This window comes from Sphingobium sp. TCM1, assembly GCF_001650725.1.
Classification (GTDB): Bacteria; Pseudomonadota; Alphaproteobacteria; order Sphingomonadales; family Sphingomonadaceae; genus Sphingobium.
In genome coordinates this window covers 166863-191930 of record NZ_LXVX01000034.1, presented here as the reverse complement: position 1 = coordinate 191930, position 25068 = coordinate 166863, and the positions used below count along the sequence as shown (strand labels likewise).

Annotated in this window: 23 protein-coding genes and 1 pseudogene; 9 read left to right on the top strand and 15 right to left on the bottom strand. The window is 64.9% G+C overall.

What is annotated here, in order from left to right:
• Positions 1–11: 11 nt before the first annotated feature.
• From A7Q26_RS17935 to A7Q26_RS17900, 8 genes are all read right to left on the bottom strand, one after another.
• Positions 12–1256 (bottom strand): TolC family protein, encoded by a 1245-nt coding sequence (locus A7Q26_RS17935; RefSeq protein ID WP_066862246.1) that lies wholly within the window; start codon positions 1254–1256, stop codon positions 12–14.
• Positions 1253–1552, bottom strand: coding sequence for a DUF3240 family protein (locus A7Q26_RS17930; RefSeq protein ID WP_066862243.1), 300 nt, complete (start codon positions 1550–1552; stop codon positions 1253–1255). The genes A7Q26_RS17935 and A7Q26_RS17930 overlap by 4 nt, the downstream gene beginning before the upstream one ends.
• Positions 1545–4616, bottom strand: coding sequence for an efflux RND transporter permease subunit (locus tag A7Q26_RS17925; protein ID WP_066862240.1), 3072 nt, complete (start codon positions 4614–4616; stop codon positions 1545–1547). The genes A7Q26_RS17930 and A7Q26_RS17925 overlap by 8 nt, the downstream gene beginning before the upstream one ends.
• A 7-nt stretch (positions 4617–4623) precedes the next feature.
• Entirely contained in the window at positions 4624–5751 is a 1128-nt protein-coding gene (locus A7Q26_RS17920; protein WP_066862237.1) for an efflux RND transporter periplasmic adaptor subunit, read from the bottom strand.
• A gap of 49 nt (positions 5752–5800) precedes the next feature.
• Positions 5801–6820, bottom strand: a complete 1020-nt coding sequence (locus A7Q26_RS17915; protein ID WP_066862234.1) for a sensor histidine kinase — start codon at positions 6818–6820, stop codon at positions 5801–5803.
• Positions 6817–7494 (bottom strand): winged helix-turn-helix domain-containing protein, encoded by a 678-nt coding sequence (locus A7Q26_RS17910; protein WP_066862230.1) that lies wholly within the window; start codon positions 7492–7494, stop codon positions 6817–6819. Before A7Q26_RS17910 ends, A7Q26_RS17915 begins: the two co-directional genes overlap by 4 nt.
• Before the next feature lie 107 nt (positions 7495–7601).
• Positions 7602–8333 (bottom strand): cytochrome b/b6 domain-containing protein, encoded by a 732-nt coding sequence (locus tag A7Q26_RS17905; RefSeq protein ID WP_066862227.1) that lies wholly within the window; start codon positions 8331–8333, stop codon positions 7602–7604.
• A 66-nt stretch (positions 8334–8399) separates the two neighbouring features.
• Complete coding sequence (locus tag A7Q26_RS17900; protein ID WP_066862905.1) at positions 8400–9515, bottom strand: VIT1/CCC1 transporter family protein; 1116 nt, start codon at positions 9513–9515, stop codon at positions 8400–8402.
• Between the two features lie 229 nt (positions 9516–9744).
• Here A7Q26_RS17900 and A7Q26_RS17895 point away from each other — a divergent pair, with 229 nt between their 5' ends.
• Positions 9745–11076 (top strand): ferredoxin reductase family protein, encoded by a 1332-nt coding sequence (locus A7Q26_RS17895; RefSeq protein ID WP_066862224.1) that lies wholly within the window; start codon positions 9745–9747, stop codon positions 11074–11076.
• A 142-nt stretch (positions 11077–11218) separates the two neighbouring features.
• On the opposite strand, the gene A7Q26_RS17890 is transcribed toward A7Q26_RS17895, so the two are convergent.
• Both A7Q26_RS17890 and A7Q26_RS17885 read right to left on the bottom strand, forming a co-directional pair.
• Positions 11219–11422 carry a hypothetical protein gene (locus A7Q26_RS17890; RefSeq protein ID WP_157102604.1) on the bottom strand — a complete coding sequence of 68 codons (204 nt, stop codon included), beginning with the start codon at positions 11420–11422 and terminating at the stop codon, positions 11219–11221.
• A gap of 7 nt (positions 11423–11429) precedes the next feature.
• Positions 11430–11765: an alpha/beta fold hydrolase gene (locus tag A7Q26_RS17885; RefSeq protein WP_066862220.1), complete on the bottom strand. Its 336-nt coding sequence runs from the start codon at positions 11763–11765 to the stop codon at positions 11430–11432.
• 376 nt (positions 11766–12141) lie between these two features.
• Here A7Q26_RS17885 and A7Q26_RS17875 point away from each other — a divergent pair, with 376 nt between their 5' ends.
• The 3 genes and pseudogenes from A7Q26_RS17875 to A7Q26_RS17860 form a co-directional block, all read left to right on the top strand.
• Positions 12142–12600, top strand: a complete 459-nt coding sequence (locus A7Q26_RS17875) for a response regulator (RefSeq protein ID WP_025291865.1) — start codon at positions 12142–12144, stop codon at positions 12598–12600.
• Entirely contained in the window at positions 12557–13315 is a 759-nt protein-coding gene (locus A7Q26_RS17870; protein WP_084439193.1) for a Crp/Fnr family transcriptional regulator, read from the top strand. Before A7Q26_RS17875 ends, A7Q26_RS17870 begins: the two co-directional genes overlap by 44 nt.
• Positions 13316–13702: 387 nt before the next feature.
• Positions 13703–14572 (top strand): annotated as a pseudogene (locus A7Q26_RS17860) (IS110 family transposase); the annotation flags it as partial.
• Here A7Q26_RS17860 and A7Q26_RS17855 read toward each other — a convergent pair.
• On the bottom strand, positions 14544–15215 hold the full coding sequence (locus A7Q26_RS17855; protein WP_084439192.1) for a CYTH domain-containing protein: 672 nt from the start codon (positions 15213–15215) through the stop codon (positions 14544–14546). The pseudogene A7Q26_RS17860 and the gene A7Q26_RS17855 overlap by 29 nt on opposite strands.
• 50 nt (positions 15216–15265) lie before the next feature.
• The gene (locus A7Q26_RS25325) at positions 15266–15421 is read right to left on the bottom strand and encodes a hypothetical protein (RefSeq protein ID WP_157102602.1); all 156 of its coding nucleotides are present in this window, start codon (positions 15419–15421) and stop codon (positions 15266–15268) included.
• Between the two features lie 207 nt (positions 15422–15628).
• Here A7Q26_RS25325 and A7Q26_RS17850 point away from each other — a divergent pair, with 207 nt between their 5' ends.
• Both A7Q26_RS17850 and A7Q26_RS17845 read left to right on the top strand, forming a co-directional pair.
• Positions 15629–16120: a hypothetical protein gene (locus tag A7Q26_RS17850; RefSeq protein WP_053000622.1), complete on the top strand. Its 492-nt coding sequence runs from the start codon at positions 15629–15631 to the stop codon at positions 16118–16120.
• Between the two features lie 111 nt (positions 16121–16231).
• Positions 16232–16957 (top strand): DUF6629 family protein, encoded by a 726-nt coding sequence (locus A7Q26_RS17845; RefSeq protein ID WP_025291860.1) that lies wholly within the window; start codon positions 16232–16234, stop codon positions 16955–16957.
• 638 nt (positions 16958–17595) lie between these two features.
• Here the strand turns inward: A7Q26_RS17845 and A7Q26_RS17840 are convergent.
• On the bottom strand, positions 17596–18207 hold the full coding sequence (locus tag A7Q26_RS17840) for a murein L,D-transpeptidase catalytic domain family protein (protein WP_039996501.1): 612 nt from the start codon (positions 18205–18207) through the stop codon (positions 17596–17598).
• A gap of 82 nt (positions 18208–18289) precedes the next feature.
• Positions 18290–19336 carry a lysylphosphatidylglycerol synthase transmembrane domain-containing protein gene (locus A7Q26_RS17835; RefSeq protein WP_025291858.1) on the bottom strand — a complete coding sequence of 349 codons (1047 nt, stop codon included), beginning with the start codon at positions 19334–19336 and terminating at the stop codon, positions 18290–18292.
• Between the two features lie 595 nt (positions 19337–19931).
• Here A7Q26_RS17835 and A7Q26_RS17830 point away from each other — a divergent pair.
• The 3 genes from A7Q26_RS17830 to A7Q26_RS17820 all read left to right on the top strand — a co-directional run bounded on the left by A7Q26_RS17830 (position 19932) and on the right by A7Q26_RS17820 (position 24814).
• Complete coding sequence (locus A7Q26_RS17830) at positions 19932–20579, top strand: Bax inhibitor-1/YccA family protein (RefSeq protein WP_232313852.1); 648 nt, start codon at positions 19932–19934, stop codon at positions 20577–20579.
• Positions 20576–23110: a magnesium-translocating P-type ATPase gene (mgtA, locus tag A7Q26_RS17825; protein ID WP_066862209.1), complete on the top strand. Its 2535-nt coding sequence runs from the start codon at positions 20576–20578 to the stop codon at positions 23108–23110. Before A7Q26_RS17830 ends, mgtA begins: the two co-directional genes overlap by 4 nt.
• A gap of 189 nt (positions 23111–23299) precedes the next feature.
• Complete coding sequence (locus tag A7Q26_RS17820; protein WP_232313851.1) at positions 23300–24814, top strand: acetyl-CoA hydrolase/transferase family protein; 1515 nt, start codon at positions 23300–23302, stop codon at positions 24812–24814.
• A gap of 31 nt (positions 24815–24845) precedes the next feature.
• Here A7Q26_RS17820 and A7Q26_RS25315 read toward each other — a convergent pair whose 3' ends face one another.
• Positions 24846–25013, bottom strand: a complete 168-nt coding sequence (locus tag A7Q26_RS25315) for a hypothetical protein (RefSeq protein ID WP_157102600.1) — start codon at positions 25011–25013, stop codon at positions 24846–24848.
• Positions 25014–25068: the final 55 nt, after the last annotated feature.

Sequence of the window (25068 nt, the reverse complement as noted above, 5' to 3'; positions counted from 1 at the left end):
CACGACGTTATTTATTGCGCATTCTCGTCGGGCGCCCAGATGCTGTGCGAGTCTATCTGCAGCTTCAGCAAGGCGCGGGCCGCTTCGGAGCGCGCCTCGATTTCCGAGCGTCGGCTGTCCTTGGCCTGCCGGCGGGCATAGAGCATGTCGGCCAGATCAATCTCGCCGAGTTGGTAACCCCGCTCGGTCCTTCCGGCCGCCTGCGCCGCGCTTTGCGCCGATTCCTGTGCGCTTTGCCACGCCTCCAGCCGGGTGCGCGCGTTGGACAAGTCAGCATCGGCGATGGCGGCGACCGCTCGCTGGACATTGGCAAGTTCGAGGCTGGCAGCGCTCGCCTGGGCTGAGGCCTGATCGGCCGCGGCACGTCGATAACCGCCGCCCAACGGGATGGAAGCGACCACACCGGCGCCTTGCTCCATGCCACTGCGCTCGCTGAACAAACGGAACCCAAAGGATGGATCGGCAACCCGGTCCGCCCGAACCCGCCTCGCGACGACAGCGAGCCGCTGCGCCTCGCCGTCGGCGGCCCGGATCTCATGGCTGCGCTCGATCACCAGCCCCCGCATGGCTTCGAGATCCTGCTGCGGCAGTTCCGGCAAGGCCAGCTCGGGCGGCTCGGGCGGGAGCGGTATCTCCGGAAATGTGGCCGCGAGTGTCACGCGCGCCTGCTCGCGGGCCGAGCGCGATGCAGCGGCCTGCGCCCTCGCCTGGGCGAGGGCCGCCGACGCCTGATCGAGATCGAGCGCCGAGGCATCGCGCAGCTGGACGCGGCGTTGCAGCGCGGCCAGCGCCGCCTCGAGCGAGCGCGCCGTATCGAGGTCGTTGCGGTGAAGGCTGCCGGCGGTGAGCCAGTCATGCCAGAGGCCGGAGAACATCAAGGCCGCCTGGTGGCGGGCATCCTCCATCTGGTTCTCCGCCACCTCGACGCCGAGCGCTCCCGACTTGCGGTCGAGCGCCGCCTTGCCGGGCAAGCGAAACGGACGTGAGATGGTTGCGTCGAACTCGTCATAACCGCCCTCGCGGTCAACGCTGCGGCGAATATAGCTGCTGGTGACCAGAACCTCATGGGTGCCCTTGCGCAGCATGTCGCCCTGCGCCCGAGCGGCTGCGACTCTCGCTGCTGCGGCGGCAACAGTCGGATGGTTGTCGAGCGCTTCATTGATCTTCTCGACCGGTGGAAGGTCGGCGCGTTGGGCGTGCAGCGGGCCAGGGGCCAGCGACAGGAGCACGGCCAAGGCAAGGACGGATGGCCTCATGCGATCCTCCCCCGGTGGACCACCGACAGGGCGCGCCATCGCACCGGCTGCTCGTGCCGAGAGTCCGTTACCGCCCGGACCACCTCGTCCAGGGTGGCATCGGCGACTATGAGCTCGATCGCGCTGCGCCGGAGATTGCCCGTCACCTGCTCGGCCGTTCGCGCATCGCTGAAATCCCGCCCGCGCACCGCTTCTTCGCGAATATGGATCGGCGCCTGCGCGATGGAGCGGAGCGCCTCCACGACCGCCTCCACGTCCCGGATCGCGCAATGGAAGGTCAGAAGCAGGTCAGGCATTTTCGGTTTCCCTGGCACTTTCGCCAAAGCGCTCGAACAGGATCGGCAGCAGGACGAGCGTCAGCAGCGTGGAGGTGATGAGCCCACCGATGACGACGATCGCGAGCGGGCGCTGGATCTCCGAACCGGGGCCACTGGCGAACAGCAGGGGCACGAGGCCGAAGGCGGTGATGCTGGCGGTCATCAGCACCGGGCGCAGCCTGCGCTCCGCGCCCTGCCGTACTGCCTCGGCCATGTCGTAGCCCTCCGCGAGGAGCTGGCGGAAATAAGCCACGAGCACGAGCCCGTTCAGCACCGCGATGCCAAGCAGGGCGATGAAGCCGACCGACGCGGGCACCGAAAGATATTCGCCCGACGCCCAGAGCGACACGACGCCACCCACCATCGCGAAGGGGATGTTGAGCAGGATGAGAATCGCGGCGCGCAGTGACCGGAGCGTCGCCAGCAGCACGCAGAAGATGAGCAGCAGCGCCATCGGGATGACGAGCATCAGCCGGGCCGAGGCGCGCTGCTGGTTCTCGAACTGACCGCCCCAGACGATGCGATATCCGGCCGGCAGCTTGACCTTTGCCGCCACCGCCGCCTTGGCCTCGTCGACATAGCCCACCAGGTCGCGGCCCGAGACGAAGGCCTGCACCAGCGCGAAGCGGGAGCCGTTCTCATGGTCGAGCTTGACCGGCCCTTCGGTCCTCTCGACGCGGGCCATGTCGCTCACACGCGCCAGCACGCCATCGGGTGTCTTCAGTTGCAGATCGGCGAAGCGGACGGGATCGGCGCGCAGGCTCTCATCCCCCCGGATGACGATGGGCACGCGCTTCTGCCCCTCGGCCACGATGCCGGCCCGGACGCCTTCCACCTGCGCGCGCAGGGCATCCTGCAACTGATCGACCGGCATGCCGAACCGCCCCGCGGCGGTGCGGTCGATGTCGAGCTGGAGATAATCGACGCTGTCATTGGCGACGGTCAGCACCTCAGAGGCGCCGCGAATGCCCTGGAGCGCGTGCTGGACCTGTCCGGCGAGATCCCCCAGCGTCGCAAGGTCAGGGCCGAAGATCTTGACCGCGAGGTCGCCGCGCGCGCCGGTCAACATTTCGGAGACGCGCATCTCGATCGGCTGGGTGAAGCTCGGCTGGATGCCGGGCAGTCCCTCGATCGCCTTGCGCATCTCGCCGACGACGAAGTCCTTGTCGCCGCGCCATTCGGACTGCGGCTTCAGGCGCACGAAGCTGTCGGTCTCGTTCGGACCCATCGGATCGAGGCCGATCTCGTCCGCGCCGACGCGGGCAATCACGTCCTGCACTTCGGGCACGGCGCGCAGCAGGCGCTGCACCGCCAGATCGCCCTTCACCGACTGGTCGAGGCTGATCGAAGGCAGCTTGGTCAGCTGGACGATCACCGAGCCCTCGTCCATCGTTGGCATGAAGGTCTTGCCGACCGCGCCATAGGCCATACCGGCAATCACCAGACCCGCGGCCGCCAGTCCATAGACCACCCGCTTGTGCGCAAACGCAGTCTCCAGCAGCGCATGGTAACGCGGCGAGAGCTGGCGCATGATCCAGGGCTCGCCATGATGACCGTTCTTAAGCCCAAATGACGAGAGCACCGGAACCAGCGTCAGCGCCAGCAGCAGCGATCCGGCGAGCGCGAAGACGATGGTCAGCGCGACCGGGGCGAACAGCTTGCCCTCGAGACCCTGAAGCGCAAGTAGCGGCAAAAAGACCAGCGCGATGATGAGGATGCCGGCCGAGACCGGCACGATGACCTCGCTTGACGCCTGGAAGATCAGGTTGAGGCGTGGATGGCCTTCTTCATGCGCCCGCCCCAGCCGCTCGACGATATTCTCGACCACCACCACCGCGCCATCGACCAGCATGCCGATCGCGATGGCGAGGCCGCCCAGACTCATCAGGTTCGCCGACAGGCCCATGCCGCGCATGAACAGGAAGGTGATGAGCGCCGCCATCGGCAATGTCGCGGCGACGATCGCGGCGGCGCGCCAGTCGCCCAGGAACAGGATGAGCAGGATAATCACTAGGATCGTGGCTTCGAGCAGCGCTTCCTCGACCGTGCCGACGGCGCGGCCGATGAGATCGGACCGATCGTAGAAGACATCGATACGAGTACCGGCCGGCAGAGTCTTCTGAAGCTCGGCAAGCCGGGCGCGCACGCCCTCGACAACCTGGCGGGCATCCGCGCCGCGCAAGGCGATCACCAGCCCTTCGACCGCCTCGCCCTCGCCATTCTTGGTGACCGCACCGTAGCGAGTGAGACTGCCGGTCCCGACGGAGGCGACATCGCCCAGCCGGACGACGCGACCGTCTCGGCTGGCGATCACCAGCGATTGGAGATCCTCGACCGTGCGGATCGCGCCGACCGCGCGCACGATCAGCGCTTCCTCGCCAGTCGTAAGGCGTCCCGCGCCGTCGTTGCGGTTACCGCTCTCGATCGCACCTCGCAGGTCGGCGATCGAAAGCTTCGCGCTCGCGAGCGCCACCGGATCTGGCCTCACCTCGAACGTCCGCACATAGCCGCCGAGCGCGTTGACGTCGGCGACACCGGGCACGGTCCTGAGCGCGGGCCGGATCGTCCAGTCGAGCAGCTCGCGCTTTTGCTGAAGGTTGAGCGGCCCCTCGATCGTGAACATGTAGACGTCGGAGAGCGGCGTCGAGATTGGGGCGAGGCCGCCGCCGACCGACGCGGGCAGATCGGCCATCACGCCGGACAGGCGCTCGGCAACCTGCTGGCGGGCCCAATAGATGTCGGTGCCGTCGGTGAAGTCGATCGTGATGTCGGCAATCGCATATTTGGCGGTCGAGCGCAGGATTGCCTGGTTGGGGATGCCCAACATCTCCATTTCGATCGGCGCGATGACGCGGCTCTCCACCTCCTCGGGCGTCATGCCTGGCGCCTTGAGGATCATCTTGACCTGCGTCTGGGCGATATTGGGATAGGCATCGACGGGCAGGTTCACGAACGCCCATGCGCCGAGGCCTGCAACGGTCAGGGCGAGAGCAAGGACGAGCAGGCGATAGGACAGCGCCGTCGCGACCAGTGAGCGCAGCATTGGCCGGTTACCGCGACAAGGCGAGCGCTTTGAGCGCGCTCGTGCCGGCGATGACCACCTGCTCGCCGGGCTTCACGCCCGACAACAAGACCGCCCGGCTTCCATTCGCCCCGCCGCTCTTCACCTCGCGCACCGCAAAGCCGCCCCTGGTGGCGACGAAGACGACAGTCCGGCCACCCATCGTTGCGACAGCGGCTGCAGGCACGCCTACCGCGCCCGCAGGCGCCGGGCCGGAAATCAGCAGATTGGTCGCCCTTCCCGCCACGATGCCCGGACCGGCGGCAATCTCGGCCTTTACGCTGGCAGAACGGGTCGCCGGATCGATCGTGGATCCCACAGCGGTCACGCGGCCCTGTATGTCCGGATCGATCCGCACCACCATGCCCGGGTGGACCAGTCCCACCAGGCGCTCGGGCAACTGGCCAAGCACTTCGTAGCGGTTCGCTGCATCGATCACATAAGGCGCGGTCGTGCCATCCACCGAATTTCCGGTCTGGATGCTGGCCGTGGTGATGCGGCCCGCGATTGGCGCCGTCAGCGTATAGTTGCCGCTTGCACCATGGCCGTTGACCATGCGCAGGATACGCGCCTTCTCGGAAACGTCGGCGCTGGTTTCCACGGCCATCGCACGAGCCTCATCGGCGCGCGCACCGGCAATGATGCCCTCCCGGCTGAGTTGCGAGAGCCGCGCGGCATTCGACCGGGCGACACCCAGCCGTGCGTTCGCGCGGGTCAGGTCCGCGCCCATCATCAGAACCTCGCGGCTCGAAATGATCGCCAGTGGCTGTCCCTGCCGCACCGTGTCGCCTTCGACCACCAGCGTGCGCATCACCACGCCCGGAAAGGTCGCGGCCACCGCCACGCGCGCATTGGCGGGCGGCTGGATCACCGCCGGCACCATCGCGAGCGGGGCATCCTGCGCAGCGACCGCGGGAGCGAGGCGGATGCCAAGCTGGGCGATCCGCTTGCTGTCGACCTTGAGGTCTCCGGAAACGCTCCCCGCATTTCCTGGCACCGCCTCCGGCCGCGCCGCAGGGGGGGCTGGCGCGTTCGGGTTCGCCGTGATCCACCAAAGGCCGGACACGATGCCGACCAGCGCCACGGCGCCAATGGAAAGATAGGCTCGGCTGTTCATGCCTCTCCGCTAGAGGAACAAGCTGACCGCTCCCTGACGGCGAGAAGATTTAGCTGTTGTCCGGGAAGCGCAGCGACAATTCGCGCACTTCGGGATCGGTCGTCAGCGTGCCGCCATGCGCGGCCATGATCCGCTCGACGATCGCGAGACCCAGCCCCGCGCCATCCTTGCTGGCATGGTCGGCGCGGCTGTGACGGCGGACCAGGTCATGCAGGCGGTCAGGGGAAAGGCCAGGTCCTTCGTCCCTCACCCGGATCGAGGGACCGGGACCGACATGGACCTGGACGACGCCACCGACCGGCGTCGCGCGGACTGCATTTTCGATGAGATTGCGCAGCGCCGCCGCAATCGCCTCGCGCCGGCCGCGCACGACCGGAGCCTCCGTGTCGGCCTCCAGCATGATCGTCCGACCAGCCGCAATCACGCCGAGCGCCAACAGGCTGACGACGTCCCTCGCCACGTCAGCGAGCGGCACTGTCTCGGGCGCTATTTGCGCCGCTGTGGCGGCATCGATCTGAGCGAGCAGCATCAACTGGTCGATCAGCCGCCGCATCGCCGCCACATCGCTCTTCAGGCGGCTGGCGTCGGCATTATCGAGCCGGTCCAGCTCAAGCGAGAGGACAGCGAGCGGCGTGCGCAGTTCGTGGGCCACGTCGGCGGCAAATGCCTCCTGCCGGGCGGCCGCGTCATCGAGGCGCGCGAGGAGATCGTTGACGGCACCCGTGAACGGCAAGGCCTCCGCAGGAATCTGCGACGTATCGATCCGAAAGCCGCGTTCATGTCCGCGGGCCGCTTCGATCTGCTCGGCGGCTTCCGCCATGGGCACGAATGCCTGGCGAATGACCCGGAGGCTGACGAACGCCATGGGCACCATCAGCACCAGCAGCGGCAGCGCGACATGCTCCAGCATCTCGCGAATCGCACGGATCGTGGCATCCCTGGCGCTGAGATCGGCGAAGGATAGGCGATAGAAGAAGGCAACCGCGCCAAGCAGCAATACAGCGCCGACCAGGCTGACGACCCCCAATCCGCGGATCAATCTTCGGGCAACGGATCGGCGGCGAGTCATATCGCGGTTTCCCGCAGCATGTAGCCGACGCCTCGGATCGTGTGCAGGCTGTCGCTCGCTCCGGCGTCGTCGAGCTTGCGCCGCAATCGCGACATCGCTGCCTCCACGGCATTGGGCGTCACCGGCTCGTTAAAGCTGTAGAGGGCCTCCTCGATGGCGCCGCGCGACACCACGGTCCCGGCCCGGCGCATCAGCAACTCCAGCAAGTCCGCCTCGCGCCGGGACAGCTCGATCGCCCTGCCGCAATAGCGCGCGCTACGCCTGGCAGCATCGAACGTCAGGTCACCGACCTCCAATACGGACTGCATGCGAGGGCCGGGCCGTCGCAGCAACGCGCGAATCCGCGCGGCAAGTTCATCGATCTCGACCGGCTTGACCACATAGTCGTCCGCGCCGGCATCCAGGCCGGTCACGCGGTCCTCCAGGGCGCCGCGCGCGGTCTGGATGATGGCTGGCGGAACCTGGCCGCACCGGCGCCTGGTGGCCAGCCAGTCGATCCCGTCGCCGTCGGGCAGGCCCAGGTCCAACACGATGGCGTCATAAGCCGCGCCGTCCATGGCGTTGTCGGCGCTGGCCAGGCTGCCGGCAATATCGCACGAGAAGCCCCGGCGTTGCAGACCTTCGGCGATCAGTATCGCCAGCCGGTCATTGTCCTCGACGATAAGCACACGCACGACGCATCATTCTCCTGGGTCCGGCTGCTGTGCTCGACACGCTATGTGCACCGCGAACGCCGGCCCCTGCGGCAGTCGTCGCGAGGATCGAGCATGAATGCAATGTTTCAATCCTTGTCGGTGCCTTCCGCAGACTCACTGGACTGATGATCGCCGCCGTACCGTTCGCCTCGCTCGGTCTCCAGCCTCGGCCCGAAAGCAGCAGCGTCGAACCGGAGGATCGCGACGACCGTCGCGGCGATCACTGCGCCGCCAGCCAGCAATGCCATCGGGCCGGGCGCGCGGGCATCACGGGCGCCGGCATGGAGGGCGGTGCGCTTGCGGCCTGTGATCATCGCCCGCACGAGATTCTCGCGCGTCACCATCGACATCGCGATGACGGCCACCACATGGATGCCGATCAGCGCCAGGAGCCCGTAGGCCAGTGCTTCGTGGAGATCTTCGCTTCCCCTGCCCGCATCGAGCTGGATGCCCGTCCATAAGACGGCAGCGACACCCGCGAGCAGGGCGAGAACCGCTAGCGCACCGAGCGGATTGTGGCCGACCGAATGTTCCGGATCGCGAGACAGGAGGGAGCGAATATGGCCAGCAACAAGGGATGGCCGAACGAAATTAACGAAGCGGGCATGCTCGCCGCCGACGCCCCCCCAAACCAGGCGAAAGACAATGAGCACCGCAGCCATCCAACCGGCCGCAATGTGCCATGCGGCGATAGGACTGTCGCCCTCCGAGGAAAGGAATGCGATCGCAATTGCCGCAACAAGGAACCAGTGGAACAGTCTGAGCGGCACGTCCCAGACCTTCAGCGCATTCTCGCGAACGAGTTTCCCGGTGACCATCGCCTTCTCCTTCAACAGGAGATTAGCGGCGACGACTGACGGCAGCCTGACGGCGATGGGAATACGTCAGCCGAGCGATGTTCCGACAATTGCGCCCGCTCCATAGGTAATCCCGGCCGCAGCGAGACCGATGAGGAGCTGTCGCACAGCCGAGAACAAGGCGCTCCGTCCGGTGAACAGGCTCGTCCCCGCGCCGATCAGCGCCAGCGCGAAGCCGCTCGCGGCAAAGCTGCCGATGAGAGCGGTACGCCCGGAGAGAAACAGGAACGGCGCGACCGGAACGATGGCTCCTGCCGAAAAAAGCAGGAAGGACCAAATCGCGGCGGTCCACGCGGAACCCCCGAGCTGATCAGGATCGATCCCCAGTTCCTCGCGCGCCAGTGTATCCAGCGCGGTGTCTTCATTGCTCAGCAGCTTGTCCGCTAGGGCTCGGGCCTGCAGTTCATCGATGCCCTTGGCCTGGTAGATGAGGACCAATTCCTCGCGCTCCTCGTCGGGCACCTCGCGCAGTTCCTCCGCCTCGGTTGCGATCTGGCTCTGGTAGAGCTCGCGCGAACTGGTGACCGACAGCCATTCGCCCATCGCCATCGAACAGGCACCGGCGACCAAGCCGGCAAAGCCGATGAGTAGCAGTGTCTGTTCGGCGACCGCCGCACCCGCGACGCCCATGACGAGGCTCATGTTCGAGACGAGCCCGTCATTGGCGCCGAGCACGGCGGCGCGTAGCGTGTTGCCGCCACCACGATGCCGGCCTTCCAGCAGCGCCAGTGTGGGACCGGAGAGGCCGCCCTTGCCGGCGGCCGCGCGCATGAGCAGCGCGTGCGAGCGCTCGTCTGCCGGCAGGCCCGCGCCCCGCGCTTCCGGCTGGTTGTCATAGGCGGCGCTATCGCGCGTCTCGTTCGCGGCCAGCGTCGGCAGCACGAAAGCGGGGCCGAATCGCCGCGCGAGCCGCGCGAGTATGCGTGCTCGTGCAGAAGGCGTTGGACGGAACTGCGCGCCTTTCGCCTCGATCCGTTTGCGCCAGAAATCGCCATGCGCCTCCTCGACGGCGGCAAGCCGCCGGAACACTTCGGCGAGCTTGGGATCGGCCTCGCTCTCTGCAAGCGCTGCATAGATCGCCGCGCCGTCAACCTCGCCCTGAAGATTGGAACGATAGCGCGGAAGGGCGTCGGGTTCGGCCATGGTCGATATGCCTCGATTTTCGGTCTGGAAGAACATAAGCCTAACACAGGCGCGCGGAAGCTCCGCAGTTTGCCGCCATGGGCCACTGGCATCATTTACCCGAGCCCCTGAAGCTCGACTTACGTAGCAATACGAACTGCCTGACGGCCCATGGCGCTGCATGTATCGTGAGGGCTCAATGCGCCGGGCCGGGAGAAGCAGGCGATACTGCTCTGGAGTGACGTGTGCGATGCGATTGACCCGGCTGAAACTTCTTCCTGTTGCCCTCGCTCTGATTCTCGTCGTTGCCTGGCTGCTAAGCCTGCGCACCGGGGCCTTGACGGGCGGTTTCTGGGCGGTCCGCCACGAACTCATCTACCTCACCGGCATTCTCGCCATCGGCTTCATGGCGGCGGGCGTGGTGCTGGCGGCGCGGCCAGTGCAGATCGAAGGCGCGCTTGGCGGCCTCGACAAATTCTACCGTCTCCATAAATGGTTTGGCGTAGCTGGCCTGCTTCTCGCGCTGGCCCATTGGCTGCTCGAGATCATCCCACGCTGGATGGTGGGTCAGGGCTGGCTGGTTCGTCCAAGCCGACCAAGGGGAAGCGGCCCGGCCGCTGGCGCCAATCTTCTGGACGGTTTGCGCGGCGCCGCCACCGAGCTGGGCGAGATCGCGCTCTACATCCTGATCGTGCTCGTCCTGCTCGCGCTCTGGAAGAAGTTCCCGTATCACTGGTTCTTCAAGGCGCATCGCCTGACTGCGCCGATCTTCCTCGTGCTCGTGTTCCATGCCGTGGTTTTGATGGACCGCACCTACTGGACCGCGCCTCTGGGGCTGCTGATGATCGTCCTGCTCGCGGCGGGCACGGTTGCCGCCACAACAGCCCTGTTCCGGCGCATTGGCTATTCGCGCCGGGCGGCCGGGGTGATCACGCGGCTCGTGATCTATCCCGGCAATGCCGTTCTCGACGTGGCAGTCGATGTCGGGACGGCGTGGCCGGGCCATCAAGCCGGGCAGTTCGCCTTCCTCAAGACCGACGATCGTGAAGGCGCCCATCCCTTCACCCTCTCCTCGGCATGGCATAATGACGGCCATCTGGCCTTCAGCATCAAGGGCCTAGGCGACTATACGCGCAAGCTCCCGGACCTGCTCCATGTAGGCCAGCCCGTGACGATCGAAGGCCCCTATGGGTGCTTCGATTTCCAGGGCAACCGCGCCCGACAGATCTGGATCGCGGGCGGCGTTGGCATCACCCCCTTCATCGCACGCCTCCAGGCACTTGCCGGGACCGGTCAGGGAGGCGGTATCGACCTTTTCTATTCGACCGCGGCGCCCGACGATGGTTTTGTCGGGCAAGTTCGCGATCTCGCCGAGAAAGCGGGCGTCCGCTTCCACCTGTTTGTCACGCCCCGTGACGGCTTTTTGACATTGGATCGATTGGCCGACCTGGTGCCTGACTGGATCGAGGCAGACATCTGGTTTTGCGGTCCGGCTGCTTTTGGAAAGAGCCTGTGTGCCGCAATGACGTCGCGGGGTCTGACAGGATCGCAGTTCAATCAGGAGCTTTTCGAGATGCGCTAGGCGGCGAGCGCCCGCGCCGCACAAAGTCTTCGCGCGACAGAAAATGCATCGTTCGGGACTTTGGTAGCGATTCATCGCCAGTGCGTCGCCCATAGTCCGGAACGAGATCGATAGCGTTGTCCTTTACCCGGAATCGCCAGGGCTACGTATTGTGACCGTTGGCCGCGAGTGTCGCATAGCGGATGATTTCCCGGAGGCTCGACTTCCCGGCCAGCGGGACGCGTAGGTGTCGCGCATAGTCCTCATAGTCGGCCATCGATCCCACCGACGATCTCCACGCAACCGCGCCCGATCCGGCGAGTACGACCGCACCACCGATTCCGACAAGAAAGGTCCGCCTGTTCATGGCGCCCTCAAGCGGTCCGGCCATCGGCGGGATCGGGCGGGCGGCGGAGGAATTCGTCGATCGTCCTGCGCACCTCGTCGCCGCGCGACACCATGAGGTGTCCACCCGTCTCGAAGACCTTCAACCGAGCGCCAGGAACATGCGCTGCCGTGAACCGGGCGCCCGGCAGGGTCTTGAAGAGGTCATCCGCCGCCGAGATGATGAGCGTAGGAACCACGATCTTCTCCAACGGCCACGGCACGATCTTGTTCTCGCCATCGTTCTGGAGGCCGGCAGCGCGTCTCGACAACGGAAGTATGCCGCGCATGATCGCGGTGATACGCGCGCTCTTCGCGCGGCGCATTGGTCTCGACCTCGGGCGGAACGCCGAGGAACCGCACGACGGACGCCCGCGCGACCCTGATCGCCAGCCAGAAGGCAAAATCTGCGCTGATGGGATTCAGTGCGTCGTACAGGAGCTTCGCACGCGCATCGGGCAAGCCCTGCTCGATCAACTCCGGCGAAACTGATTGCGGAGTTTCGCGCCCAGGCAGAAGCGCTGGGTCACTGCCATCAGCAGGAAAGCCGCCGTTGCGATCGTTCTGTTCTGGATAGCCGTCATGGCCGCCATTTTCTGGATTTTCTGGCCTGCGCCGTCCATTGAACCGGGGCGTGCGTAATGACGCCTCATCCGGGGCTTTACGTAACGCATCGCATAGGAGCGCCCGCTATCGGAAACGATGCAATATCTCCTCTCCGAACGGAACAACATGAGGTACCCGAACATCGCTTCGGATTCAGGACAGCCGAAGATCCTGCTTGCAGGAGACGATCCTGCCGTCAGGCGATCGCTTCAGCTGGTCTTGCGGGCGCGGGGCTACGACGTCAGGGCGCACGCGAGCGGAAAGACACTGCTCGACGATCCGTTTTGCACAAGCGCTGCCTGCCTGGTGGCGGACTATCGGTTCCGCGAACTCGACGGCTTCGAGATTTTGTCGTGCCTGCGTTCGCGGGATTGGAATGGACCCGCCATATTGATTACCGCCTACTCCACCCCGGACCTTCAGGAGCGAGCTGCCAGACTCGGCTTTGGAGCGGTGATCGAGACGCCGTTTCGCGAAGGAGCCGTCGGCGACACGATCGACCGTCTCTTGCATGCGCACCGTCGGTCAGGCGGAGCGCATTACGATGGTCAGTGAAAGGGAACCAATCACCAACCGCCTGTTGCTCGCGCTGCCTCCGGCGACGCTCGCACGGCTGACACCCGAGATGGAGCTTATCCAGACGGAGTCGGGGGCGGTCATCGATCATGTTAACGGGTTGATCCAACATCTCTATTTCGTAAACCGCGGCATCGTCTCGATGGTCAAGGTGATGCGTGATGGCCGCTCCGTCGAAGTGGGCGCGATCGGTGTCGAGGGCATCACCGATTCCAATGCACTGTTCGGCGTCGATGTGGCGATCACCGAGACGATGGTGCAGGTGCCGGGCAGCGCGCTCAAGATCAGCCGAACTTTCCTTTCGCGCGAGCTCGAGCGAGACCGCGATCTGAGGCGGATGATGGAGCGGTACTGGCGCTTCGCCTTTGGCCAGCTCGCACAAACTGCGGCCTGTAACCGACTGCATACGCTCGAGGAGCGCTGCTGTCGTTGGTTGCTGACGAGCCATGACAGCGCCCTTGCCGACACCTTTCCCCTCACCCACGAGTTCCTCGCGACGATGCTTGGAACGACCCGCTCCAGCGTCTCGCTGACCGCCAAGGTGCTCCATCGGGCAGGATACATCGATTATGTGCGCGGGATCATTACGATCGTCGACCGGCCGGGTCTCGAGGAGACGTCGTGCGAGTGTTACGCCGAGACCACCACAGAGATGAATCGGTTGTTTGGCCCGGAAACGCAGCCGGGCGGCTGACTTTTCGGGAAAGATTCAGAACCGCTGCTGCTATGTTCGACATCGAACAGACACGCGCGCGAACGGTCATCACTCTGTGCACTCCGACACGCTGAGGCGATAGGATCGCCGCCAGCGGCGCTCCGCTCGCCCGTAGGCAGGTCGCTAGCGGGAGCATTGCAAATGGCGTGTGATGGCGGGAGCGGTCGGAGCGACTTCGAGAAGCGATCCTGGGCGCACAACGAGAATATCCTGCGCTTCCAGGCGCTTCTCCACAATGCCGCCCATCGCGACAGACATAATGAAATCCGCAAACTCCTTCACGATGAGCAAGAGAAGCTGCGGTCGCTTGAGAAAGATAGGTGACTTCAAAAAGGCAGACTGGCCTTCCCGCTTTGTCGAAGGAGATTGCCCGCGTCCATTCCGTCCCATGCCGCCGTCAGCACGCAGCTGAACGCGATCTTCGTGTCGCTCGAGTTGAGCCGTTCCACTTGGCTGGTGACGTCGCTGGCGCCGGGTGGCTGCGGGCGCATTTCACGCCATCAGGGGAAGGCCAGCGACGTGCCGGCACTGCTGGAGCGGTTCGCGCAGTTGCAGGCGAAGGCGCGGGAGCGGACGGGCGAGCAGTATCCGCTGGTCGTCATCCAGGAGGCGGGGCTGGACGGCTTCTGGATTCACCGCTGCCTCGTGCGCGAAGGCATCGAGAGCCATGTCGTCGATGCCGCCTCGATCGCGGCCTCGTGGCGCAGCCAGCGCGCGAAGACGGACAAGCTCGACGGCGAGGCGCTGGTCCGCACGCTGCTTGCCTACAAGCGCGGCGAGCCGCGGGTCTGTGCCATGGTGACAGTGCCGAGCGCAGAGGACGAAGACCGCCGGCGCGTCTGCCGCGAGCGGCGCTCGCTGGTCGTCGAACGCATCCGGCACGTCAACCGCATCAAGGGCCTGCTGTTCGCGCGAGAGGTCGGCGATTACGAACCACTGCGCACGAACCGGCGCGCGCGGCTGGAGGAACTAGTCACCGGTGACGGTCGGCCGCTGCCTTGCCATGTGAAGCGCGAGATCGAGCGCGAGTTGGACCGGCTGGAGCTGGTCATGCGCCAGATCAAGGAGGTGGAGCGCGGGCGCGACGCGATGCTGGAGGCGGCGACGGACGAGGCAGCTGAGCCGGCGAGCGCCCGGCTGCTCCAGCTGCGCGGCATCGGTCCCGAGTTTGCCGGCGTGCTGCATGCCGAGGCGTTCTTCCGCAGCTTCAGCAACCGGCGGCAGGTCGCCTGCTATGGGCCGCCGTCATGTCACTCGTTAGCGCTATCGGCTCTGCCTTGACCATCGTAGTGACCGGTCCGGTGAGCCGGTAGCCCCGCTTGGCCTTGGTCTGTACACTCAGCCGGACGGGCGCGACCGCATCGATGCGCCGGGCAAGCGTGAACAATGCGGCCGGATCGCCGGCCTTCAACTCCAGCTCGATCTCGCTGATCGGCGATGTTCGGTCCCCCACCGCCGCCTCGCCGCGGTCCAGAACCATTTCGATCGCCGCGCCGTCCTGCCTCAGGATCCACGTGCGCCGCGCGATCCGCACCTCGAAGACCGAAGCGACGGTATCGACCGCGCCGCCAATCATGGCCCGGACCGGCGTGGTATCATCGAGGTTGGGCTTGTCGTCCTTGACCGCACGTCCCCATTCGGAGCGCACGAACAGGCCCGCGGCACTGGCACCATCCGCCTTCACGGTCTGCGTGCGCTTCCTCCCCGAACGGCGGATGCGCAGCGAAAACCCCTTCTTCGCCAGAGCATGATCCGGAGTATCAAAATAGATCGACCGCTGCTCGATCTTTTCAGGATTGACGGGCAGCAAAGCGGAAGCTTCGAACGCATCGGCGGCGTCCGGCGTCAGTTCGAGCTTCAGTTCGACTTCGTCCGCCATGCTTGCCTTCTCTCACCGTTTCGTGATGTCATCTAGGAGCGATCTGAACGCTAGGCCGCCCGCGTAGATTTGGCCGATGGGCCGTCGGCAGCTGCGTCGAGCCATTCGACGAGGCGTTCGGCCTGCGCCTTGTGCCAATGCGGCGGGTTGGGGACGGATGCCGCAGGCAGGAAGCAGGCAAAGGCGAGAAGCAGGAATTTCTTCATAGCTTTTCCTCTCGAAAGCCGGGGCGTGACAACATAGGGAACAATACGGAGCCCTGTCCGCGCCGAAGCCAACTCGATAGCTGCACAGCGGTATGGCGGTGATAGAGCCGTCGCGGCGGCCATAGTAGTCAAGCGAGCCGAATTGGGGAGCATCTCGGGACATATACTTATTCCGACGCCAAGGCTCGCGATGATAACCTCCCGGACATGAAGAGAATTGCGACCCTTACGGTAAACCCGGCCAAAGATGTGGCCTATGAGGCGGATCGCGTCTTTCACACTCACAAGATCCGGGCCCACCAGGAACATTATGACCCGGATGGCGGCATCAATATGGCGCGTGCCATCGCCCGGCTGGGCGGCCCGGCGCGCGCGCACTATCTCGTGGGTGGCGCCACCGGTGCGACGCTCGATAGCCTTCTCGATATGCATCAGATGGTTCGCTCCAGCATCCCGATCCAAGGCAACACCCCCGTAAGCACGGCGGTCTACGAGCGGGAAACGGCCAAGGAATTCCGGTTCGGGCCGCGTGGCCCGGCGTCACCGAGCGGGATAGCAAGCATGTCTCGACCATCTCGGCGGCATGGAATGAGATTATCTCGTCGCGAGCGGATCGCTGCTGCGGGCGCGCCAGAGATCGTCAACAAGGACCCGGCCAAATATATGGCTGTGACCATGGGCCTGCGGCCTTTCACTTGAATTGAAACTGGACCACGGCACCGAAGACGCCAACTATCGCCGCGCATCACGCTGCGAATGACGCAGGAAGCGCTTGTCAGGGGTTCGTGCCCCTTTTCGGGGAATGACCACATGTGCTTTTCAGCCAGCTCCAGCTTTATCGCTAGCGCCGTGATTGGATCGATCGGCGTGGCGACATTGCGGCATGTCCGCGAGCCGCGAGCCCTGCTGTTCGCTTCCGTGCCGATGCTGTTCGCAGTTCACCAATTCTCCGAAGGGTTCGTCTGGCTCGGCCTTGAAGGGCATATCGGCCAGCTTGCGCTTGATCATGTCGCATTCCTGTTCATGCTCTATGCGCAGGGGATACTACCCCTGCTGATGCCGGCCGCTGTCGCGCTGATGGAACCGCCCGGCTGGCGCAGAAAGGTCATTCTCAGCCTGACCGCCGTCGGCGCGTTCGTATGTGCATGGGACGTCTACGGGTTGATATTCTTTCCGAACCAGGTCTTTATCGAGCAGAACTCGATCGCCTACCGTAACCCGCTGACCGGCGATTTCTGGGTGTCCTGCCTGTATATTATAGCGACGTGCGGTGCTCTGCTGCTGTCCACCCATCGCGTCGTCAAAGCCTACGGCGTGGTGAACGTCATTGCGCTGACGGTCGCAGAGATCGTCAAGGAATACGCATTTGCTTCTGTCTGGTGTTTTTACGCCGCGGTCATGAGCGTGATGATCTATTGGCAATTCAAGCGTCTGAACATTGATATCGAGACGCCCAACGGTGCTTCACCAAACCTCAGGCCGTTCCTGCTCGCCTGGCTGCGTCCTGGCAGGTCAGCCCGTGTGGGCACGGATTGAACGCCCAATTCTGGTTAGGAGAGTCCCGCGCTTCCAAGACGACCCGTCGCAAGCGTCTGTGCCTTCACAATCGCAGGAGGGGCGCAGCGCCAGCGTTTGACGGTCGGAGGCCCCCATGATGACGCAAGCGCCACTCGACTCGGCATATGGCAACATAGGTCAAACGACCCGGACGGGTCGGGGCGGCGTTCCAGATGGGCGACACGCGTGAAGGAATTCATTACCCAGACCGATATCGAGCGGTTCGAGGCCCTGCTGGCGAGCGAGACCGACGCCGGAAAATGAACACACTTCGCGGATTGCTGGCGGGCGAGATCAGCCATCGCGGCGACGATACTGCGCAGTGTCCGAAGGGCCGTTGTTCGATCTGACGATGCTAGGGGAACGGTTTCCCAAGATCTCTGAGGTGCCGGGCACCAGCTTGAGTGAGCCACGAAGTGCTGCCCGAAGCGAGAATCTTGGGCAGCGGCTCGTCACGCGCGCGACGTCGGACACCGAGCTTGTGGGACCAGAATTCGGCCCGAGCCGCTCGAATGCGGCCATTGTGATACGTTGCGGTCCTTGCCAGGACTGCATTGCGTGGTTTCATAGGCCGAGGAGACAGGGAAGGCGATGATCCGAAACCGACAGCCGCATGGTCAGATTTTTGCTGCGTAGATCATTCGGCCGGGGCCGAGTTGGCCGAGAACTTCCATTATGGCGGTTTGGGCAACGGCAAAACATCCCTGGCTTCGCCCGAGCTTGCCGGTCGTCCGAACGATGTCGTCCGATACATAGGACGCCGCATGGATCACGATAGCGCGCTTTTCGGCATTGCTGTTCTCGGGGTCAAGACCGATCAGGCGCTGCGAGCGACCATGCTTGCCTGAATAACCGCTGCCGACCAGATAAGCGCCCGCTGAAGATGCCGCCGACCCCGGTGAATTGGAGAAGCGCTCGACCCAACCGCTATGATCCGGATCGGACCCGCGCCCGTGCGCGACCAGCAGACTTTGGCTCCGCCCGCTCATCACATCGACGATATGGAACCGGGGAGTGCGCGATGCCTGGCTGAAATCCACGATACCGATCACGTCGCGTTGCTTTATCGTCGCGCCGTGGCGATCCAGCGCACTCAATGCGCGTTGAAGCAGAACCGGGCGCGGAGGAACTGGTCCTGGCAGGGCGGCGCGTCCGTTCGTCTGTTGTAACATGCCCAGAGCGACGGCACCGCCACCCAAAAGCAGGCGGCGCCTGGAAATGAATGTCACGCTTGTCTCGAACCACTATCTGTTTGCTGATCAAGACCATGATAAGAATGATATGCGCCACTTCACAGATAAGTACTAAACCTTACGGCCGTCCTGCCGTTTGCCGCTCGGCCGGCTTATCACGATCGGCGGACCGGAGTGGCCGCCGCTTGAGCGCCGAGCGCATCGTTATCAGACCGGGCAGCAACGGCAGCCACAATGTCAGGATTCTCAATAGCATCGTGGCGGCAAAGGCAGTCTCTATCGGCACGCCCAGGAGACCGAGCGTTGCGATTGAGGTTGCCTCGAAGCTGCCGAGACCGAGCGGGATCGGGCCTAGCGTGACGATGATCGATGCCATGATAAGCGCGATGAATCCGGTCCCGAACGCCGCAGGTTCTCCCAGGGCGTTCAGGGAAGCCCAGAGTGTCGCCGCATCGGCCAGGAAGACCGCCCCGTTGAAGCCGGTCACGCGAACCAGAAGCTGGCGGTCGCCGATTAGATCCGTCGGGGCCTGACCGACGATCTCAAGCAGGTTGCGGACTACGCCTACGCGTTCGAGCCGAGGCGACAAGGGTTGGCTGCCGCGGTGCCTGAGCCAGAGCGCGAGTGACGGAATCGCAAGCGCGACCAGCAGAAAGGTGGTGACCGCGCCGGCCATCAGCGGCGTCGCCTTGTCGTGGAGCCACAGCAGAACCAGCATGACGATCGCGAAAAATGCGAAGGCGGCATAATAGCCGATCATCGACACGAGCAGGGCCGCGACCGCCGTCCCGCGCGGCACGCGTAACCGCACGAGTTGGTCGACGAGCAGGACATTGCCCCCCATTCCCGCGCTCGGCACTGCCTGGTCGGCGAATAATTTGGTGAGCGCGATTCGCATCAATCTGGGGAGCGGACGCGGCGTTCCCGCACAGCGCAGCACCACCGCCCAGCCCGCCGCCACGCTGGCATAGGTCGAAAGCTGGAATAGGACGGCAAGAGCCAACCAGAAGAGATTGGCGCGAGCGACCAGCCGGCCAAAGTTCTCTATCTCGCCGAAATGCAGCACCGCCCCGACCAGCGCCGCCACAAGGATGATGCCGAGAAACCAGGGCCGCCATGCGCCCGACGGCTTTGTTGCGGTCGGCTCGTCAGCTTTCGAGGACATAGCTGCCCGGCGCGTTCCCGAGCGCCCCGGCGTTCACGCCGGAACCGCCGAGCGGCGGCGGTAGGCCTGGAGGACTTGAATGAAGGTCGAGCCAGGCGGCCCATGCCGGCCACCACGAACCTGCGCCTGACGATGTCCGGGCCAGCCAGGTTTCAGGATCGACGCAGTCCGCCTCTGCCGGTCGCGCGAGCAACCGAATGCCTCGCCGAGCGACGACGGCGCGAGCCCGCCTGCAAGGGTCGCAACGGCTACTCTCATGGCGCGAAGGAACAGTTCAGCCAATGCGCCGTCTGGATAACCAGCACATTTTGTCGCCATTCTGTCGGGCGTCGATAGCGAAACCACTGCCTGCTCCTCGTTGCCTGTCAGCGGCTCATAGGAACTTCTGCAGCACGACGAATTAGGTAAGCCTACGGACCCCGCCCGCCTGTCAGCTTACGTAGCTTTGCGGATTGGTCGCCGCGACGTGCCGACACAGGGTAGAGGTCTAGCTCTTACCCAAGGCGAGGACCTTCGCATGCTCCACCGAAGCAATGAATTTGAGTGGCCGGCATCCGGCAATTCGAACGGCGGGTATCGGGGGGGTGGCGCCTATATGAGCGCGGTCTATCTCCACATGGCCGGCGGTGTGATCCTATCGGCAGCGTTCGCCCTTCTGGTCGCCTACAGCCGGTCGCTCGCCGACGCGCTGTTCACAGCGGGCGGGCTCACCATCGTTGGATGGATCGTGACGCTGGCGCCCCTCGGGCTCGTGATCCTGCTCGGCGCCAGCATTGACCGGCTCTCGGCCTCGATGGCCAGGGCGATCTTCATCCTCTACGCCGCGCTCGTCGGACTGTCGCTCGGCAGCGTGCTGCTCACCTACAGCAGCGGCAGCGTCGCCTACACCTTCGTTGCCGCTGCTGCCGGATTTGCCGTACTCGCTCTGGTGGGCACTGTCACGCACAAGGATCTGTCCGGCCTGAGCGCCTTTTTCGCGATCGCGCTCGTCGGGCTCATCGTGACGATGCTGCTTAATCTGTTCGTGCGCTCAGGCACTCTCGATCTGCTCACCTCGGGCATCGGCATCCTGCTGTTCGCAGGGCTCACCGCATTCGATGCCCAGCGGCTGAAGCGTCAATATGAGGAGGGCGCCGCGGATGGGCGCAATGGCGCTGCGGTAATGGGTGCGCTGACGCTCTACCTCGACTTCCTGAACCTGTTCCTGTCCTTGCTGCGGTTCAGCGGACGGGAGCCGCGGTGACCGAGCCGAAGGCGTTCTGGCAAGCTACGCCCGACGATTCTCTCCGCACGCTCGCCGCGACCCGCGACGGGCTGTCGTCGAATGAGGCTGCCTTGCGCCTCGACCGTGACGGACCGAACGAGATATCCGCGGCGAAGCAGCGGCATCTCCTGCTCGACCTCCTGCGCCGCCTCGGCAATCCTCTGATCGCCATCCTGCTCGTGGCCGCCGGCATAGCCGGGGCGACCGGCGACATGGCGAGCTTTGCGATCATCTTCATCGTCGTCGTGCTGTCTACCGCCCTCGATCTCGTCCAGGAGCACAGGGCCGAAGCGACGGCGGAAGCCCTCAAGCAGGCGATCGCCCTTCATGCGACCGTGCTGCGCGATGGCAAGCCGATCGAGTTGCCCGTGCGCGAGCTGGTGGCTGGCGATATCGTCATGCTTGCGGCGGGCGATCTCGTCCCTGCCGATGGCATAGTCCTGGCGGCAAACGGCGCGCAGGTGAACGAGGCGCTGCTGACCGGCGAGCCTTATCCGGTCGAGAAGCAGATCGAGCCCGTCATGACCGCCGAGACGCCGGCCGACGCGCGCAACGCGCTGTTCCACGGGACATCGCTCATTGGCGGCACGGCGACGATGCTCGTCGTCCAGACCGGTTTGCGCACGCGCTTCGGCGCGATTGCGCGTTCGCTCGCCGGCAAGCAGCCGGCGACCGCGTTCGAGCATGGCATCCACAAACTTGGCACATTGATCGTGCGGCTCACGATCTTCCTCGTATTGTTCGTGCTGCTCGCCCATCTGGCCCTCGGCCGGCCGCCACTACAGTCCTTCCTGTTCGCGATGGCGCTCGCGGTGGGCCTGACGCCCGAGCTTTTGCCGATGATCATGACCGTCGCGCTCGGGCGCGGCGCTCAGCGGATGGCGAAAGCCAAAGTGGTGGTGAAGCGGCTGTCCGCGATCCACGACCTCGGCCAGATGGACATATTGTGCACCGACAAGACTGGCACACTCACCGAGGCGCGGATCACGCTCGTCGGCCACCCAGGCATCGACGGCGAGGATGACGAGCGGGTGGCGGAGCTGGCGGCGGTCAACGCCCGCTTCGAGACCGGCCTGAAAAGTCCGCTTGACCAGGCGCTGGTGCTCCACATGACTGGCCGCTCGCTCGAGGACTGGCGCAAGCTGGACGAACGGCCGTTCGATTTCGAGCGGCGACGCGTGGCGGTCCTGGCCGAGCAAGGAAGCGAGCGGATCGAGATCGTCAAGGGCGCGCCCGAGACACTGCTTGCCCTGTGCACGAGAGCGCAGGACCGGTCGGGGGCACTTCTGCCACTTGACGATGGATTGCGCGCGCGGCTGTGCGCATTGCGGGACGATCGGGCTGCACAGGGGCTCAGACTGCTCGCCATCGCATGGAAGCCGGCCGCCGGACAGGAGCGCATCGACGCACACGGCGAAGACGAACTCGTCTTCGCTGGCTATTGCGTGTTCGTCGACCCGCCCAAGCCCAGCGCCACAACCGCAGTCGCCCGGCTCGAAGCGGCGGGCATCCGCATCAAGGTGATTTCGGGTGACGCTGCGCCGGTGATCCAGCATCTCGTGGCGGCGCTCGCCCTGCCGGTCGAAGGTATTTTGACCGGCGAAGAGATCGCGAAGCTGAATGATTCAGCACTCGCTGCCCGCGTGGAACAGGTCGACCTTTTCGCCCGCGTCACGCCCGACCAGAAGACACGGATCGTGCGGGCGCTCCGTGCGCGCGGCCACACGGTGGGCTTCATCGGCGACGGCATCAACGACGCGCCGGCGATCCGCGCCGCGGATGTCGGCCTGTCGGTCGACGGCGCCACCGACGTTGCGCGCGAGGCAGCCGACATGATCCTGCTCGCGCCCGATCTCGGCGTGCTCGCCGACGGTGTCGCCGAGGGCCGGCGAACCTATGCCAACATCATGAAATATGTTCGGATGGGAACGAGCTCCAACTTCGGCAACATGCTGACGATGGCGGTCGCGTCGCTGTTCCTGCCGTTCCTGCCGCTCACACCGGTGCAGGTCCTGCTGAACAACCTTCTTTACGACTTGTCCGAGATCGGCATCCCGTTCGACAGCGCCGATAGCGACGATCTGGCGCGTCCGCAGGGATGGGACATAAGGGGGCTGGTGCGCTTCACCGCGATCATGGGACCGCTGTCATCGCTCTTCGACTTGGCGACCTTTGCGCTTCTGCTCGGCGTCTTCCACGTCGGCATCCCGGAGTTTCGCACGGCCTGGTTCATGGAATCGATGCTGACGCAGATCCTGGTGGTGTTCGTGATCCGCACATCCCGCCCGGCCTGGTCGAGCCGGCCGCACATCGTGCTGACCGTCACGGCGCTGGCCGGCCTTGCGGCGGCGCTGCTGCTGCCGCTGCTACCCTCGGCCGGTCTGCTCGGCTTCGCGATGCCAGGCGCAACCATATTCGGCGCCATCGCACTGCTGGTGGTCGGCTATCTGGTAAGCGCGGAGTGCCTCAAGCGATTCGCTTTGCGGCCGGTGAAGTCCGCGCATCGATGACGAGGCCGCCGTGGCTGCATGACCGCGTCCCTCGATCTTATCGGGATGGTTTGAAATGCCGGCAATTGGCATCGCGGCGGAGCGATAGGCCGGGGCCGTAGGCGCCCATGCGGACGCACGGCGCTGGCGCACGGGCCCGGTATCATGAATGCTTGCAGGCAGTTTGAACACGATCGGAGATTCGGGACGGTGAAGGAACGACGTATTGGTTACGAAGCGCTGCGGTCGAAGCTGATGAGCGCGCAGGATGCCGCGCGGTTGATCGCACCCGGCACCACAGTGGGCATGAGCGGCTTTACTGGTTCGGGCTATCCCAAGGCGGTCCCGCTCGCCCTTGCCGAGCGGATCGAGGCCGAGCATGCCGCAGGCAACCCCTTCTCGCTCCGCGTCTGGACCGGCGCGTCGACAGGTCCGGAACTCGACGGGGCGCTGGCCAAGGCAGACGGCATCGAATTCCGCCTGCCCTATAACTCCGACCCGATCGCCCGCGACAAGATCAACCGCGGCGAGATGGAATATTTCGACATGCATCTGAGCCAGGTCGCGCCGATGGCGTGGCAGGGCTTCCTGGGTCCGCTGGACACGGCGCTAGTGGAGATCAGTGGCATCCGGCCGGACGGCTCGCTGATCCCGTCGTCGTCGGTCGGCAACAACAAGACGTGGCTGGACAGGGCGAGCCAGGTCATCCTCGAGGTGAACAGCTGGCAGAACCCGGCGCTCGAGGGCATGCACGACATCTATTATGGCACCGCCCTGCCCCCGCACCGCGTGCCGATCCCGCTCGTGCGGCCGGACGACAGGATCGGCGAGACCGGATTCCGGTGCGACCCCGCCAAGATCATCGCTATCGTCGAAACGGACGCGCCCGACCGCAATCTGCCGTTCAAAGCGCCCGACGAGGACGCGCTGACCATAGCCGGTCACCTGCTGGATTTCTTCCGCCATGAGGTCGCACAGGGCCGATTGCCCGCGTCCCTGCTGCCGATCCAGTCGGGGGTAGGCAACATCGCCAACGCCGTGCTGACCGGCCTTGTCGACAGCCCTTTCGAGGACATGACCGCCTATACCGAGGTGATCCAGGACGGGATGCTGGACCTGCTTGCCGCCGGCAAGCTGCGGATGGCATCCGCGACGGCCTTCTCGCTCAGTCCCGAGGCCGCCGCCGGGCTCAATGCCGACATGGAGCGTTTTCGGGGCAAGATGGTGCTGCGTCCGCAGGAGATCAGCAACCATCCCGAGCTGATCCGGCGGCTGGGCTGCATTGCGATGAACGGGCTGATCGAAGCCGACATCTACGGCAACGTCAATTCCACCCATGTCATGGGCTCGCGCATCCAGAACGGCATCGGCGGATCGGGCGATTTCGCCCGCAACGCCTATGTGTCGATCTTCATGACGCCCTCGCTCGCCAAGGGTGGCGCGATTTCCGCCATCGTGCCGCAAGTGAGCCATGTCGACCACATCAACCAGGACGTCCAGATACTCGTGACCGAGCAGGGCCTGGCCGATCTGCGCGGTCTCTCGCCCAAGCAGCGCGCGCGACTGATCATCGAGAAATGCGCTCACCCTCGCTACCGGCCGGCGCTGTCCGATTATTTCGAGCGGGCCTTGCGGTCATCCTACGGGAAGCACTCGCCGTCCCTGCTGGCCGAAGCCCTGTCATGGCATCAGCGCTTCGTGGAGACAGGCACGATGATGGCCTGAGCCAGCGGCGAGTCCCTGGGATCATCGTCTCTCAACGCCGCCGAGCAGCGCGCCGGTCGCTGACCTTCTTGTCGCTTTCCAGGACCGCCCGCATATCGTAGATCGTCCACTGGCGGATCTTGGCATCCTGTATTTCCGCCAGTTGGCGTTTCAGGCCGGCGGCGAAATCAGCGTAGCTGTTCTGCCAGTCGCGACCCACGACCCGCCGAAGCTTCGGGTCTCCGGTCTTGACCCGGGGCTGCAGGCGTTCCGCC

Bases quoted from the DNA above. Each gene is read 5' to 3' on its own strand.
- A7Q26_RS17935 (WP_066862246.1), bottom strand. From the start codon at position 1,256: ATGAGGCCATCCGTCCTTGCCTTGGCCGTGCTCCTGTCGCTGGCCCCT.
- A7Q26_RS17930 (WP_066862243.1), bottom strand. From the start codon at position 1,552: ATGCCTGACCTGCTTCTGACCTTCCATTGCGCGATCCGGGACGTGGAG.
- A7Q26_RS17925 (WP_066862240.1), bottom strand. From the start codon at position 4,616: ATGCTGCGCTCACTGGTCGCGACGGCGCTGTCCTATCGCCTGCTCGTC.
- A7Q26_RS17920 (WP_066862237.1), bottom strand. From the start codon at position 5,751: ATGAACAGCCGAGCCTATCTTTCCATTGGCGCCGTGGCGCTGGTCGGC.
- A7Q26_RS17915 (WP_066862234.1), bottom strand. From the start codon at position 6,820: ATGACTCGCCGCCGATCCGTTGCCCGAAGATTGATCCGCGGATTGGGG.
- A7Q26_RS17905 (WP_066862227.1), bottom strand. From the start codon at position 8,333: ATGGTCACCGGGAAACTCGTTCGCGAGAATGCGCTGAAGGTCTGGGAC.
- A7Q26_RS17900 (WP_066862905.1), bottom strand. From the start codon at position 9,515: ATGGCCGAACCCGACGCCCTTCCGCGCTATCGTTCCAATCTTCAGGGC.
- A7Q26_RS17895 (WP_066862224.1), top strand. From the start codon at position 9,745: ATGCGATTGACCCGGCTGAAACTTCTTCCTGTTGCCCTCGCTCTGATT.
- A7Q26_RS17890 (WP_157102604.1), bottom strand. From the start codon at position 11,422: ATGAACAGGCGGACCTTTCTTGTCGGAATCGGTGGTGCGGTCGTACTC.
- A7Q26_RS17885 (WP_066862220.1), bottom strand. From the start codon at position 11,765: ATGCGCCGCGCGAAGAGCGCGCGTATCACCGCGATCATGCGCGGCATA.
- A7Q26_RS17875 (WP_025291865.1), top strand. From the start codon at position 12,142: ATGCAATATCTCCTCTCCGAACGGAACAACATGAGGTACCCGAACATC.
- A7Q26_RS17870 (WP_084439193.1), top strand. From the start codon at position 12,557: ATGCGCACCGTCGGTCAGGCGGAGCGCATTACGATGGTCAGTGAAAGG.
- A7Q26_RS17855 (WP_084439192.1), bottom strand. From the start codon at position 15,215: ATGGCGGACGAAGTCGAACTGAAGCTCGAACTGACGCCGGACGCCGCC.
- A7Q26_RS25325 (WP_157102602.1), bottom strand. From the start codon at position 15,421: ATGAAGAAATTCCTGCTTCTCGCCTTTGCCTGCTTCCTGCCTGCGGCA.
- A7Q26_RS17850 (WP_053000622.1), top strand. From the start codon at position 15,629: ATGAAGAGAATTGCGACCCTTACGGTAAACCCGGCCAAAGATGTGGCC.
- A7Q26_RS17845 (WP_025291860.1), top strand. From the start codon at position 16,232: ATGTGCTTTTCAGCCAGCTCCAGCTTTATCGCTAGCGCCGTGATTGGA.
- A7Q26_RS17835 (WP_025291858.1), bottom strand. From the start codon at position 19,336: ATGTCCTCGAAAGCTGACGAGCCGACCGCAACAAAGCCGTCGGGCGCA.
- A7Q26_RS17830 (WP_232313852.1), top strand. From the start codon at position 19,932: ATGAGCGCGGTCTATCTCCACATGGCCGGCGGTGTGATCCTATCGGCA.